This window comes from Micromonospora sp. WMMD1120 (assembly GCF_029626235.1).
In the GTDB taxonomy this organism is placed as follows: Bacteria; Actinomycetota; Actinomycetes; order Mycobacteriales; family Micromonosporaceae; genus Micromonospora.
In genome coordinates, this window is record NZ_JARUBO010000005.1 from 54,866 (window position 1) to 68,234 (window position 13,369).

The 13,369-nt window shown below is 71.5% G+C and carries 10 protein-coding genes; 5 read left to right on the forward strand and 5 right to left on the reverse strand.

The window, feature by feature from the left end; translation table 11 throughout:
* Nucleotides 1–89 precede the first annotated feature (89 nt).
* Together O7634_RS00320 and uvrB are read right to left on the reverse strand one after the other, a co-directional pair.
* A complete protein-coding gene (locus O7634_RS00320) occupies nucleotides 90–947 on the reverse strand; it encodes a helix-turn-helix transcriptional regulator (RefSeq protein WP_278148172.1) in 858 nt (285 codons plus the stop codon).
* A 158-nt stretch (nucleotides 948–1,105) separates the two neighbouring features.
* Entirely contained in the window at nucleotides 1,106–3,214 is a 2,109-nt protein-coding gene (uvrB, locus tag O7634_RS00325; RefSeq protein WP_278148173.1) for an excinuclease ABC subunit UvrB, read from the reverse strand.
* A 300-nt stretch (nucleotides 3,215–3,514) separates the two neighbouring features.
* Between uvrB and O7634_RS00330 the strand changes: the two genes are divergently transcribed.
* Nucleotides 3,515–4,972, forward strand: coding sequence for a hypothetical protein (locus O7634_RS00330; RefSeq protein ID WP_278148174.1), 1,458 nt, complete (start codon nucleotides 3,515–3,517; stop codon nucleotides 4,970–4,972).
* A 9-nt stretch (nucleotides 4,973–4,981) separates the two neighbouring features.
* Here O7634_RS00330 and coaE read toward each other — a convergent pair whose 3' ends face one another.
* A complete protein-coding gene (gene coaE / locus O7634_RS00335; RefSeq protein ID WP_278148175.1) occupies nucleotides 4,982–6,163 on the reverse strand; it encodes a dephospho-CoA kinase in 1,182 nt (393 codons plus the stop codon).
* A gap of 240 nt (nucleotides 6,164–6,403) precedes the next feature.
* Nucleotides 6,404–7,912, reverse strand: coding sequence for a 30S ribosomal protein S1 (rpsA, locus tag O7634_RS00340; RefSeq protein WP_278148176.1), 1,509 nt, complete (start codon nucleotides 7,910–7,912; stop codon nucleotides 6,404–6,406).
* Between the two features lie 384 nt (nucleotides 7,913–8,296).
* Here rpsA and O7634_RS00345 point away from each other — a divergent pair, with 384 nt between their 5' ends.
* The 4 genes from O7634_RS00345 to O7634_RS00360 are packed head-to-tail and all read left to right on the forward strand — an operon-like array spanning nucleotide 8,297 to nucleotide 10,355.
* Complete coding sequence (locus tag O7634_RS00345; protein ID WP_278148177.1) at nucleotides 8,297–9,103, forward strand: class I SAM-dependent methyltransferase; 807 nt, start codon at nucleotides 8,297–8,299, stop codon at nucleotides 9,101–9,103.
* Between the two features lie 57 nt (nucleotides 9,104–9,160).
* Nucleotides 9,161–9,763 carry a Uma2 family endonuclease gene (locus tag O7634_RS00350; RefSeq protein ID WP_278148178.1) on the forward strand — a complete coding sequence of 201 codons (603 nt, stop codon included), beginning with the start codon at nucleotides 9,161–9,163 and terminating at the stop codon, nucleotides 9,761–9,763.
* Between the two features lie 36 nt (nucleotides 9,764–9,799).
* The gene (locus O7634_RS00355) at nucleotides 9,800–10,018 is read left to right on the forward strand and encodes a DUF2945 domain-containing protein (protein WP_278148179.1); all 219 of its coding nucleotides are present in this window, start codon (nucleotides 9,800–9,802) and stop codon (nucleotides 10,016–10,018) included.
* Nucleotides 10,005–10,355, forward strand: coding sequence for a DUF3140 domain-containing protein (locus O7634_RS00360; protein WP_347404232.1), 351 nt, complete (start codon nucleotides 10,005–10,007; stop codon nucleotides 10,353–10,355). The genes O7634_RS00355 and O7634_RS00360 overlap by 14 nt, the downstream gene beginning before the upstream one ends.
* A 185-nt stretch (nucleotides 10,356–10,540) precedes the next feature.
* Here O7634_RS00360 and polA read toward each other — a convergent pair whose 3' ends face one another.
* Nucleotides 10,541–13,240 carry a DNA polymerase I gene (gene polA, locus O7634_RS00365; RefSeq protein WP_278148180.1) on the reverse strand — a complete coding sequence of 900 codons (2,700 nt, stop codon included), beginning with the start codon at nucleotides 13,238–13,240 and terminating at the stop codon, nucleotides 10,541–10,543.
* Nucleotides 13,241–13,369 lie beyond the last annotated feature (129 nt).

A 13,369-nucleotide genomic window follows, 5' to 3' on the forward strand; every position in this document is an offset into this window, starting at 1 on the left:
CCCCGCGCACGCGCCGGCCGCCGGTCCCGACGGGCTCGGGGGCGCCGGGCCCGGTGGCCGCGCGTCGCACCAGCGCGGTCGCCGACCGGCTACTCGCCGACGCGGCGGGCCAGCGTCGTCACCGTCTCCTCCGGCGACAACGCGGCCGCCAGCAGCGACTCGGTCATCCGCTGGTAGCGGTCCACGTCGAGCACTGTGGCCAAGCGGACGTCGGTGGTCAACGCCTCCAACATCACCGTGCGCGGGTCCGCCGGGTCGGGGAAGGCATAGCAGGAGTACGGGGTGAGCGGGTGCAGGCCACCGCCGGCCGCCCCGCGCGGCAGCAGCCGCACCGTGACGTGGGACAGCCCGGTCACCGTGACCAGATGCCGCAACTGCTCCCGCCAAACCGCCACCGGCAGGTCGCCCGGGTCGCAGACGGCGTCGGCGAGCACCGCCGTGTACCGCGGCGGGTAGGCCCGCCGTAACACCTCCTGCCGCAGCGCCCGGGCGCGCACCTCGGCCTCCACGTCGACGTCCGGCGCGAGCTGGGCGCCGGCCGCGACCAGCACCCGGGCGTACGCCGGCGTCTGGAGCAGCCCCGGCACCACCGACGGCTGGTACTCCACGATCTCGGCGGCGCCCGCCTCCAACTCGGCGTAGGTGCGCTGTCGCTCGCTCATCTCGCCGAGAGTCTTCCACCAGCCCCGACTGGTCGCGGCGTCGCGAGCGATGACGATCAGCGCGTCCCGGGCGGGCGTCGGCACCTTGTAGACGTCGAGCAGATCGAGCACGTCGGCGAGGTCCGGTCGGCTCTGACCCAGCTCGATGCGGGACAACTTCGACGTCGACGCCCAGCCCAACCGGTCGCAGACCTGCTCCAGGGTCAGCGACTCACGCCGACGGAGCTGGCGCAGCTCTGCGCCGAGACGTACGCGTCGAATGACAGGACTTGTTGGCAGCGGCATCCCGGCCTCCCCACCGAGGGAGACTACGCAGGACGATCACCCAGTGCAATAGCGCGCTCGCACACCGCAATCAGGGCATTCGACGCCGCCTACCGCCGGTCCCGACCCGAGCTGACGTTTCCGCAGCTCAGGGCAGTTGCGGACGGTAGGCGGCGACGTTACTTCACGCCGGCCGCATCCATTCCCCGCAGCTCCTTCTTGAGGTCGGCGACCTCGTCGCGGATCCGTGCCGCCAGTTCGAACTGCAACTCGCGGGCGGCCGCCAGCATCTGGTCGTTGAGCTCCTGGATGAGCTGGGCGAGGTCGGCGCGGGCCATCCCCTCCCGCGAGGTGGTCGGTGCGGCGGCCCGGCTCCGGCTGCGAGTCTCCTTGACCGGCGCCTTGCCTCGGGAGAGCTGACGCACCGCGCCCCCGACCCTCGAACTCTCCGTGTCCTCCGCCTCGCGGTAGATGTCGTCGAGGATGTCGTGGATCTTCTTGCGCAGCGGCTCCGGACTGATGCCGTTCGCCTCGTTGTGCGCGATCTGCTTGGCCCGGCGCCGGTCGGTCTCCTCGATCGCCGCCGCCATCGACGGGGTGATCTTGTCGGCGTACATGTGCACCTGGCCGGAGACGTTACGGGCCGCCCGTCCGATGGTCTGGATCAGCGACCGACCACTGCGCAGGAAGCCCTCCTTGTCGGCGTCGAGGATCGCCACCAGCGACACCTCGGGCAGGTCCAGACCCTCCCGGAGCAGGTTGATGCCGACCAGCACGTCGTAGTCGCCCTTGCGCAGCTCGCGCAGCAGCTCCACCCGGCGCAAGGTGTCGACCTCGGAGTGCAGGTAGCGCACCCGGATGCCGTTCTCCAGGAGGTAGTCGGACAGGTCCTCGGCCATCTTCTTGGTCAGCGTGGTGACCAGCACCCGCTCGTCCCGCTCGGTACGCAGCTTGATCTCGTGCATCAGGTCGTCGATCTGACCCTTGGTCGGCTTGATCACGACCTCCGGGTCGACCAGACCGGTGGGCCGGATGACCTGCTCGACGAACTCGCCCTGGGCCTGCTCCATCTCCCAGGTGCCAGGAGTCGCGGAGAGGAAGACCATCTGGCCGACCCGCTCGAGGAACTCGTCGAAGCGCAGCGGCCGGTTGTCGGCGGCGCTGGGCAGCCGGAAGCCGTGGTCGATGAGCATCCGCTTGCGCGACGCGTCACCCTCGTACATCCCGCCGATCTGCGGGATGGTCACGTGCGACTCGTCGATGACGGTGAGGAAGTCGTCGGGGAAGTAGTCGAGCAGGCAGTGCGGCGGGCTGCCGGGCAGCCGGCCGTCCATGTGCATCGAGTAGTTCTCGATGCCGGAGCAGAAGCCCACCTGCCGCATCATCTCGATGTCGTAGGTGGTGCGCATCCGCAGCCGCTGCGCCTCCAGAAGCTTGCCCTGGCGCTCCAGCTCGGCGAGCCGCTCGGCCAACTCGGCCTCGATGTCACGGATCGCCCGCTCCATCCGCTCCGGACCGGCGGCGTAGTGCGTCGCCGGGAAGATCACCAGCTGGTCGACCTCGCGGACCACGTCGCCGGTCAACGGGTTGAGGTAGTAGAGCTTCTCCACCTCGTCGCCGAACAGCTCGATGCGGACCGCCAACTCCTCGTACGCCGGGATGATCTCCAGGGTGTCGCCCCGGACCCGGAAGGTGCCGCGCTGGAAGGCCATGTCGTTGCGGGTGTATTGAATGTCGACCAGCCGGCGCAGCAGCTGGTCACGGTCGAGGTCCTGACCGACCTGCACCCGCACCGCCCGGTCGAGGTATTCCTCCGGGGTGCCGAGACCGTAGATCGCCGAGACGGTCGCCACCACGATCACGTCGCGTCGGGTGAGCAGGGACATCGTCGCCGAGTGCCGCAGCCGCTCCACCTCCTCGTTGATCGAGGAGTCCTTCTCGATGTAGGTGTCGGTCTGCGGGATGTACGCCTCGGGCTGGTAGTAGTCGTAGTAGGAGACGAAGTATTCGACGGCGTTGTGCGGCAGCAGCTCGCTGAACTCCTTCGCCAGCTGCGCGCAGAGCGTCTTGTTCGGGGCGAGCACCAGGGTGGGCCGCTGCAACCGCTCCACCAGCCAGGCCGTCGTGGCGCTCTTGCCGGTGCCGGTCGCGCCGAGCAGCACGCTGTGCCGATCACCGCGGCGAACCCGACGCTCAAGATCGTCGATCGCGGCCGGTTGGTCGCCGGCGGGTTGGAACTCACTGACGACCTGGAAGCGGCCGTCGAGCCGGGGAATGTCGAGCGCCATGCCATCAACGGTACGCCGGAGGTCCGACAGGTTCGGCCGTCACGCCAGGTACGTGATCGGCTTCAATATTCCCATTGTGTGGCCCATGTCACCGGGACTACCCTTCTCCTGTAGGCCGCTCGCGGCGGCCGACCGGGCCGGCGCCAGGCCGTTCATCACGGGCCGGCGCCCCCGGCACCTCGGTCGCAGCACCCGGCTCGTCCGGCGTGCGCACCGGTGCGGTCGCGCTCACGGCGCAGACCGGCCGCCGCGAGCGCCCCCTGCTCGTCACCCCGGTGCCGTTCCGCCCGTTTCACCTTCGTGGACACGACTTCGACCCCGATGCCCGGCGCCACCGCCACGAACCCCGCCGGGACGACCGCCCCCGACGAGGACGCCGCCGGCTCCGCACCGGCCGGCCGACGCCGCCGCCGTGCGCTGCTGCTGCTCGGCCTGACCGCCGTCACGTCCGCGACGGCACTGGTGCTGGGGCTGTTGAGCTGGGCGCCCGACCCGCCCGAGCCGGCCCGGCCGGTGACCGTCGCGGAGGCCGAACGACTGGCCGCCGTACGGGTCACGAACCTGCGGGACCTGCGCGCCGGCGTACGCGTCACCGCCGGCGCCGACGCCGACCGGATCGAGCTGGTGGGCTGGGTTGACTGGTCCCGGTCGCTGCTCTACGTCGACGTGGGCGGGCCGGGCGCCGGCGCCGAGCGCGGGCTGGTGCAGCAGAACGGGCGGGTGCTGGTGCTCCGTCCCGACCCGGCGGCGGTGCCCACCCCCGCCGCGCCGCCGCTGGTGCCACCGGCCGATCGGTGGCGGCTCCACCGGCTGACTCCCGGGACGCCCCTGGGACCGGTGCTGGGCCTGCTCCTCGGGCTCGCCGCCGACCGTCCCGACCCCCCGGCGACCGGCGCGCGCTGGATCGCCCGGGAGACGGTGCTGGCCGGCCCGGTGGACGTCCTGGAGGCGGCCCCGCCCGCCGGGACGAGCACCCCGACCCCGGCGGCGGACGGGCCGACCCGGTACTGGCTCGACCAGGACGCCCGGCTGCACCGGCTGGTGACCCGAGTACCGGACGTCGGACCGGTCACCATCGTCCTCAACCGCGCCGACCGGCCGACACTGCGACCGGTGGACGCCCTCGGCGGTCGACCGGGTCTGCCCCGGGGGCTGACCGACGACGAGCAGCGTCGGCTGGACCGGTTGCCGGCCCGGTTACGCGCCCAGGGCGGTGCCACGGTGACGCTCACCGCCCCGGTCGGCACGGAGACGAACCTGCGGGGCGCCGGCTGGTTGAGCTGGACCGCCCGTAGCGCGTACCTCGCGGTCGCCGACCTCGGCGTACCGGATCGCCGGACCCTGCTGCGCCGCGACAGCACCGGTCTGGCCCGCGCGGACGTGGCGGCGGTGGCCGCGGACGGCGACACCGCGGAGGCGCCGGCCCGACCGCCGCTGCCGCTCCCGGCCGGGCCCTGGCGGACCAGCCGGACCGGCGCGGACGACCTCGGGGTGCTCGTGGACGCCGCGCTGGCCGCCGGGTCGGTCCGGCACCGCGGTACTGCCGAACGGGTCCGCGAGGACGTCATCGCCGGGCGGGCCGTGGACGTCGTCGAGTCCGGCCCGGCCACCGCGCGGTTGCGCTACTGGATCGACCGTGCCGACGGGTCGCTACGCCGGCTCGAGCTGCGGACCGGCGCGGACGCCTGGGCCCAACTGGACCTGCGGCCCGCGGTGGTGCCCCGCCTGGCTACCGCCCCTCGCCCCGGGGCCCGCTGAGCCAGCCGGTCAGGGACGCCAGTCGGTCTGCGCGGCCCACTGCTCGGCCCGCAGGTACTCCTCGTCGAACCACGGGTCGCGGGCCGTGCCGGAGTCACCGGCCTCCGGAGCGGCGTCGACCAGGTCCCGCTTGAGCAGCAGGTACGCGGACCGCTGATCCGGGTCGGCGCGCAGGTGGTCGCGCATCAGCAGCGCGTACCGCCACCCCGGCGAGTCCGCCACCCGCACGTGCAGGCGCACCGGACGGGCCGGGTCCGCGCTGCCGTGCAGCCGCTTGCGCCAGCGGGCCCGACCGGCCGGACGCGGGTCGTCCCACCACTCCCCCGGCACCCGGGGGAACCCGGCGCCCGCCAGCCGGTCGGCCAACGCCCCGTCCGCGTCGGCGAGACTGGACACCGCGACCTGGATGTCGATCACGTCCTGGGCGGCGAGACCGGGCACCGCCGTCGCGCCGATGTGATCGATGCGCAGCGCTTCCGCGCCGAGCGCGTGCCGGATCCGAGCGGCCAGCCGCGCGTACTGCTCCGGCCAACTCGCGTCGGCTTCGGCCGGGGCACGCCGGCTCGGGGGAATCACCCGCCGCTGGCGCAGATTGTCCTCGTAGGGCCGCAGCCGCTGCCGCCAGAGCGCGTCGACGGCGTCGTGCAACGCCGTCAGGCTGTCGTCGTTGGTCAGCACCACGTCCGCGGCCGCCCGGCGACGGGCGTCGTCGGCCTGGGCGGCGATCCGCCGCTCGGCCTCCGCGCGACTCATCCCCCGGTCGCGCGCCAGCCGCTCCAGTCGGATCGGCGCCGCCGTCTGCACCACGACCACCAGGTGGTACGTGGGCGCGAGGCCCGTCTCCACCAGCAGCGGCACGTCGTTGACGACGATCGCGTCCGGCGCCGCCGCGGCGATCAGCTCCGCCGTACGGGCCCGGACGCGGGGGTGGACGATCGCCTCCAACCGACGACGGGCGTCCGCGTCGGCGAAGACCACCGCTCCGAGGGCGGCGCGGTCCAGGGCGCCGTCGGCGTCCAGCACGGCGTCGGAGAACGCGGCGACGATCTCGATCAGCCCGTCCGTGCCCGGCGCCACCACCTCCCGGGCCACCTGGTCGGCGTCGATGACCACGGCGCCCCGTTCGGCGAGCCGCGCGGCCACGGCGCTCTTGCCTGACCCGATCCCGCCGGTCAACCCCACCCTCAGCACCCGACCAGTCAACCGGATCGGTGCACGCGTCGCCAACCCGCCCCACGCCCCGCCGCCGCTTTGATCGACTCGCTTTCCTTGGAATCGGGCCTTCCACGCCGCTTCGACACCGCGTCATCAAGGAAACCGAGTGGATCAACACTCACGACCGGTCGCAGGATCAGCGCACCAGGTACGGCGAAGGCCCCGCCCCCGGCGATCCGGAGATCGCGGGGGACGGGGCCCGTCGTCGTCAGCGGGTCACTTACCGCCGGCGAGCTTCTCCCGCAGTGCGGCGAGCGCCTCGTCGGTGGCCAGGGTGCCGGCCGGCTCCTCGGCCTGCCGGCTCGGGGCCGGGCTGGACGAGGAGGTGGTGCCACCGCCACCGCCACCGGCGGCCGAGACGGCGGGAGCCGGGTTGGCAGCGGCCTCGGCGTCGGCGGCCCGAGAGGTCTGCACCTGCTTGGTGTGGGCCTCCCAGCGCTGACGAGCCTCGGCGTACTGGTTCTCCCAGGTCTCGCGCTGCTTGTCGTACCCCTCGAGCCACTCGCCCGTCTCCGGGTCGAAGCCCTCCGGGTAGATGTAGTTGCCCTCGTTGTCGTACGTCGCGGCCATGCCGTAGAGGGTCGGGTCGAAGTGCTCCTCGCCCTCGACGAAGCCCTCGTTGGCCTGCTTGAGCGACAGCGAGATCCGGCGGCGCTCCAGGTCGATGTCGATGACCTTGACCATGACCTCGGAGCCGACCTGGACGACCTGCTCCGGGATCTCCACGTGGCGCTCGGCCAGCTCGGAGATGTGGACCAGGCCCTCGATGCCGTCGTCGACGCGGACGAACGCACCGAACGGCACCAGCTTGGTGACCTTACCCGGCACGATCTGCTGGATCGCGTGGGTACGGGCGAACTGCCGCCACGGGTCCTCCTGGGTCGCCTTCAGCGACAGGGAGACGCGCTCGCGGTCCAGGTCGACGTCCAGGACCTCGACCTCGACCTCCTGGCCGACCTCGACGACCTCGGACGGGTGGTCGATGTGCTTCCAGGACAGCTCGGAGACGTGCACCAGGCCGTCGACGCCACCCAGGTCCACGAAGGCGCCGAAGTTGACGATCGAGGACACGACGCCCTTGCGGACCTGGCCCTTCTGCAGCTTGTTGAGGAACTCGGTGCGCACCTCGGACTGCGTCTGCTCGAGCCAGGCCCGGCGGGACAGGACCACGTTGTTGCGGTTCTTGTCCAGCTCGATGATCTTGGCCTCGAGCTCCCGCCCGACGTACGGCTGCAGGTCACGCACACGGCGCATCTCGACCAGGGAGGCGGGCAGGAAGCCGCGCAGCCCGATGTCGAGGATGAGGCCGCCCTTGACCACCTCGATGACCGAACCGCGGACGACGCCGTCCTCGTCCTTGATCTTCTCGATCGTGCCCCAGGCCCGCTCGTACTGTGCCCGCTTCTTGGAGAGGATCAGACGACCCTCCTTGTCCTCCTTCTGGAGGACCAGGGCCTCGATGTGGTCGCCAACCGTCACAACCTCGGCCGGGTCCACGTCGTGCTTGATCGACAACTCCCGAGAGGGGATGACGCCCTCGGTCTTGTAGCCGATGTCGAGCAGGACCTCGTCCCGATCGACCTTGACGACGGTGCCTTCGACAATGTCGCCGTCGTTGAAGTACTTGATGGTCTCGTCGATCGCGGCGAGGAAAGCCTCCTCGGAACCGAGATCGTCGTGGGTGACCCGGGTGGCGCTCGAGGGGGCCTCGATGCTGCTCGTCATGTGGGCGGTTGCTCCGGTCGGTGGGTTGTCACAGCAGGCTGGTGTGTCGCGGTGACCCGTTCGCGCCAGCGGATTTGTCGCCGGGCACACCGAACGATCGCCAAATGAGATCATGATGTGGCTCCGTCGACCGCGCACCTGCTCCCTGCCGAGGCAACGCGATCCGCGAGCGCATCGTCTAGCCTACCGTGCGCATTACCACAGCGTGCAAGCCCTCCCGGCATCTCTACGCGTGCCGACCTGCGAAAGCCGAACAATCGCCCGGAAACCACCACTGCTGTCTCGTGCGTCACAGCAGCCCCAATCGCCCCGGCCGCACGGCTGGTCGCCGGGTCGGGGCGGCCCACCGCGTACTCCGACAGCGGCGGGGCCTAGCGTTGGCGCGTGGATGACGACAGCCGGGTCACCCGGCGCCGGGTGGATGACGCGGAGGCCCGCCGGGCGAACCGGGGCTGGTGGGACGCCGACGCCGACGACTACCAGGCCGAGCACGGCGCGTTCCTGGGCGACGTGGACTTCGTCTGGTGCCCGGAAGGGCTGCGCGAGGCCGACGCCCGGCTGCTCGGTGACGTCGCGGGGCGACGGGTGCTGGAGGTGGGCGCCGGCGCGGCCGCCGCCGCCCGGTGGTTGGCCACCCAGGGCGCCCGGCCGGTCGCCTTCGACCTGTCCGCCGGCATGCTGCGGCACGCCGCCGAGGCCGCCGAGGTCACCGGGGTACGCGTACCGCTGGTGCAGGCCGACGCGCTCGCCCTGCCGTTCGCCGACCGGTCGTTCGACATCGCCTGTACGGCCTTCGGCGCGATCCCGTTCGTGGACGACTCGGCGGCCCTGCTCGCCGAGGTGCACCGGGTGCTGCGACCCGGTGGCCGTTGGGTGTTCTCGGTGACCCACCCGATGCGCTGGATCTTCCTCGACGACCCGGGCGAGGGCGGGCTGACGGCGGTGCACTCGTACTTCGACCGTTCCCCCTACGTGGAGCAGGACGAGTCCGGCGTGGCCACCTACGTCGAGCAGCACCGCACCCTCGGCGACCGGGTCCGGGAGCTGGTCGGCGCCGGGTTCCGGCTGCTGGACCTGGTGGAGCCGGAGTGGCCGGAGGGGCACGGGCAGACCTGGGGACAGTGGAGCCCGCTGCGCGGACGCCTCTTCCCCGGCACCGCCATCTTCGTCACCGAGAAGCCCGCCGACTGAGCGCGTCGCACCCGCAGTCCGACCTGCGCGCCATCGATCGCCGGTAGGCTCCAACCCATGAGCGCCGAGCCCATCCCGACATCACCTGGCCCCTGGTGTCCGGACCCGATGCGGCAGCAGCGTGCCGACTACACGCTGGAGGACCTGCTCGCCCTGCCGGACGACGCCCCCCGCGTCGAACTCGTCGACGGAGTTATCCAGGTGACACCCTCCCCCACCCTGGGCCATCAGGACATCTCGCTGCTGCTGGCGCACTGGCTGCTGCAACACGTGCCGGCCGACCTTCGGGTCGTCCAGGCCGTCGGCGTCGGGCTGAGTCCCAACACCAGCCGGCAGCCGGACGTGCTCCTACGGCGGGCCGGCGTCGACTCCTCCCGGTCCACTCTGCGGCCGGCGGACGTCGTGCTCGCCGTGGAGATCGTGTCGCCCGGCACGCGACGGATCGACCGGTTCGCGAAGCCCGGTGAGTACGCCGCCGCCGGCATCCCGTTCTACTGGCGGATCGAGCAGGACCCGGTGCACGTCTACGCGTACCAGATCGGCGACCGGGTGGGGCCGGGCGGTGAGCGGCAGTACGAGCTGGTCGCCGACGGCGCCGACGTGATCGAGCTGACCGAGCCGTTCGACATCAAGCTGCCGATCGCCGAGATCACGCCGTAGCCGTTTCGCCCCGACGGTGCCGGGTAGCCGGTGACCATGGCCGAACAGCGATTCCACGAGGGCGACCACGTCTCCTGGTCGGCGCACGGCAGCCGCGCGTACGGCGTGGTCCAGGGCACGATCACCGAGCGGACGCGGATTCGCGGGCGGGCGGTGAACGCGTCCCCGGACGACCCGCAGTACCGGGTCCGCAGTGACGGCACGGGCCGCGACGTGGCCCACCGGCCGGAGGCGTTGCGTCATGAGCAGAGCTGACGACCAGGGCCGGGACACCTACCGGGAGTTCACCGAGGCGGTGAACATGAAGCCCGGCGAGCTGTCCACATGGCTCGAAACCAACGAGTCGAAACAGGTCGGCTGGCACAAGGGTGGCCGTACCGGCGGTGGGGAGTCCGTCGGGCACGAGTCCGGCCGAAAGATCATCAACCTGCTGCGCCGCAAGCGCGGTGACCTGTCCGAGGCGGACTACAAGCACATGCGCAAGGTGGTCGGCTACGTACGCCGACACATGGCGCAGCGCCCCTCCGGCAACGTCCGCGACACCAAGTGGCGCTGGTCCCTGATGAACTGGGGCCACGACCCCCTCAAGTAACCGACACCCCTCTCCGATCCCGACCCGCGCGATGGCCGGGCAGCAACGCGACCAGGTCAAGCCGGTCAGGGTTCCGGGGCAGCCCGACCCGCGCAGGGATCAAGCCTGACCGCCCGGAGCGGGTCGGGCTGCCCCGGAACCCCCCATCGCAACCACACTCCGGAACCTCACACCGTGACCACAGATCAGTGGTCAGCGCTGTTCCAGTCCCGACCCACGCCGACCGACACCTCCAGCGGCACCGACAGCGGGTGCGCCCCGCCCATCTCCCGCCGGACCAGCGCCTCCAACGTCTCCCGCTCACCGGGAGCCACCTCGAAGACCAGTTCGTCGTGCACCTGCAACAGCATCCGGGAGCGCAGCCCGGCCTCGCGGATGGCGGTGTCGACGTGCAGCATCGCCACCTTGATGATGTCGGCGGCGGAGCCCTGGATCGGGGCGTTCAGCGCCATCCGCTCGGCGATGTCGCGACGCTGTCGGTTGTCGCTGACCAGGTCGGGCAGGTAGCGGCGGCGGCCCAGGATCGTCGAGGTGTAGCCGTCCTGGCGGGCCCGGGCGACCACCTGGTGCAGGTAGTCACGCACGCCGCCGAAGCCGGCGAAGTAGTTCTCCATCAGCCCGCGCGCCTCTTCGGTGCTGATGCTGAGCTGCTGGGACAAACCGAACGCGCTGAGCCCGTACGCCAGGCCGTAGTTCATGGCCTTGATCTTGCGGCGCTGGTCGGGCGTGACCTCGTCGACCGCCACCCCGAAGACCGACGAGGCGGTGGCGGCGTGGAAGTCGGCGCCGGAGTTGAACGCGTCGATGAGCGCGTCGTCCGAGCTGAGGTGCGCCATGATGCGCATCTCGATCTGGCTGTAGTCGGCGGTGAGCAGACACTCGTAGCCCTCCCCCACCACGAAGGCCCGGCGGATCCGCCGGCCCTCCTCGGTGCGGATCGGGATGTTCTGCAGGTTGGGCTCGGTGGAGGAGAGCCGCCCGGTGGCCGCGACAGTCTGGTTGAAGGTGGTGTGGATGCGGCCGTCGTCGGAGACCGACTTGAGCAGCCCGTCGACAGTCGACTTGAGCTTGGCGACGTCGCGGTGGCGCAGCAGGTGGGCCAGCACCGGATGCTGCTGCTGCGCGTAGAGCCACTGCAGGGCGTCGGCATCGGTGGTGTAGCCCGTCTTGATCTTCTTGGTCTTCGGCAGACCCAGCTCGGTGAAGAGGATCTCCTGGAGCTGTTTGGGCGAGCCGAGGTTGAACTCCCGGCCCACCGCCTCGTACGCGCCCTGGGCGGCGGCCTTCACCTCGGCGGCGAAGTGCGCCTCCAAGTCGGACAGATAGTCGGTGTCGGCGGCGATGCCGACGGTCTCCATGCCGGCGAGCACCCGCATCAGCGGCAGCTCCACCCCGGCCATCAGGCGGGCGGACTGCTCGCCGTCGCGGGACAGCTCGGCGTCGATCGCGTCGGCCAGGTCGAGGGTGGCCCGCGCCTGGAGCATCAGGTTCTGCTCGGCCACCCCCTCGTCGCCCAGCCCGTCGAGGGTGAGCTGGCCGGTCTCCGGCGCGTCCACCCGCAGCTCGCGGTGCAGGTAGCGCAGCGCCAGGTCGGTCAGGTCGTAGGACCGCTGGTCGGGGCGGGCCAGGTAGGCGGCGATCTGGGTGTCGCGGACGATGCCGATGAGCTGCCACCCGTGCGCGGCGCAGGCCAGGACCGCCGGCTTGCTGTCGTGCAGCACCTTGGGCCGCTGCGGGTCGGCCAGCCAGCCGGACAGCGCGGCCTCGTCGGTCGGGTCGAGCCGCGCCGGGTCGACCCAGGCCGCGGCTCCGCCGGCGGTGGCCAGAGCCAGGCCGGTGATCGAGGCGGTGTGCCGGCGGTTCGGGCCGGTGTCGAGCTTGACGGCCAGCCCGACCGGGGTGCCGGTCGGGACGTGCGTGCCCAGCCACCCGGACAGCGCGCCCGGCTCGGTGAGGACCTCGCCGGCGAGGTCGAAGCCGGACTCCGCCTCCGGCTCGACAGACTCCAGGTATTGGTAGAGGCGGTCCCGCAGGATGCGGAACTCCAGGGTGTCGAAGACCTGGTGCACGGCCTCCCGGTCCCACCCCGTCCAGCGGGTGTCCTCCGGGCGCAGCGGCAGCTCCAGGTCGGAGACGAGTCGGTTGATCTCGTAGTTGCGGATCACGTCGGCGAGCCGCTCCCGCAGGCTGTCGCCGGCCTTGCCCTTGATCTCGTCGGCGCGGGCGATCACGCCCTCGACCCCGCCGTACGTGGTGATCCACTTGGCGGCGGTCTTCGGGCCGACGCCGGGGATGCCGGGCAGGTTGTCGCTGGTCTCGCCGACCAGGGCGGCGAGATCCCGGTACTGCTGGGGGCCGACGCCGTATTTCGCCTCGATGGCCGCCGGGTCCATCCGGGCCAGGTCGGAGACACCCTTGCGCGGGTAGAGGACGGTGATCTGGTCGTCGACGAGCTGGAAGGCGTCCCGGTCGCCGCTGCTGATCAGCACCGTCATGCCCTGGTCGCGGGCCTGGCAGGCGAGCGTCGCGATGACGTCGTCGGCCTCGAAGCCCTCCTTCTCCAGCACCGGGATCTGCAGCGCGGCGAGGACCTCCTTGACCAGGCTGACCTGGCCCTTGAAGTCGGTCGGCGTCTCGCTGCGGCCGGCCTTGTACTCCGCGTACTGATCCGTGCGGAACGATCGGCGGGAGACGTCGAACGCCACGGCGATGTGGGTGGGCTGCTCGTCGCGCAGCACGTTGATCAACATCGAGATGAAGCCGTAGACCGCGTTGGTGGGCTGGCCCGTCGTGGTGGAGAAGTTTTCCACAGGCAGGGCGAAGAACGCCCGGTATGCCATGGAATGTCCGTCGACGAGGAGCAGGCGCGGTGTCGTAGCTGTCACGGCAGCGACTCTAGTCCGTCGTACCGACATCCCTGGCCGGCGGCACGGCCGCCGCGACGTCGAAACGACGGACCGGCCGCACACGCCGGCGGCCGGCCGTCCCCCGGGAAGGACGACCGGCCGCCGGTC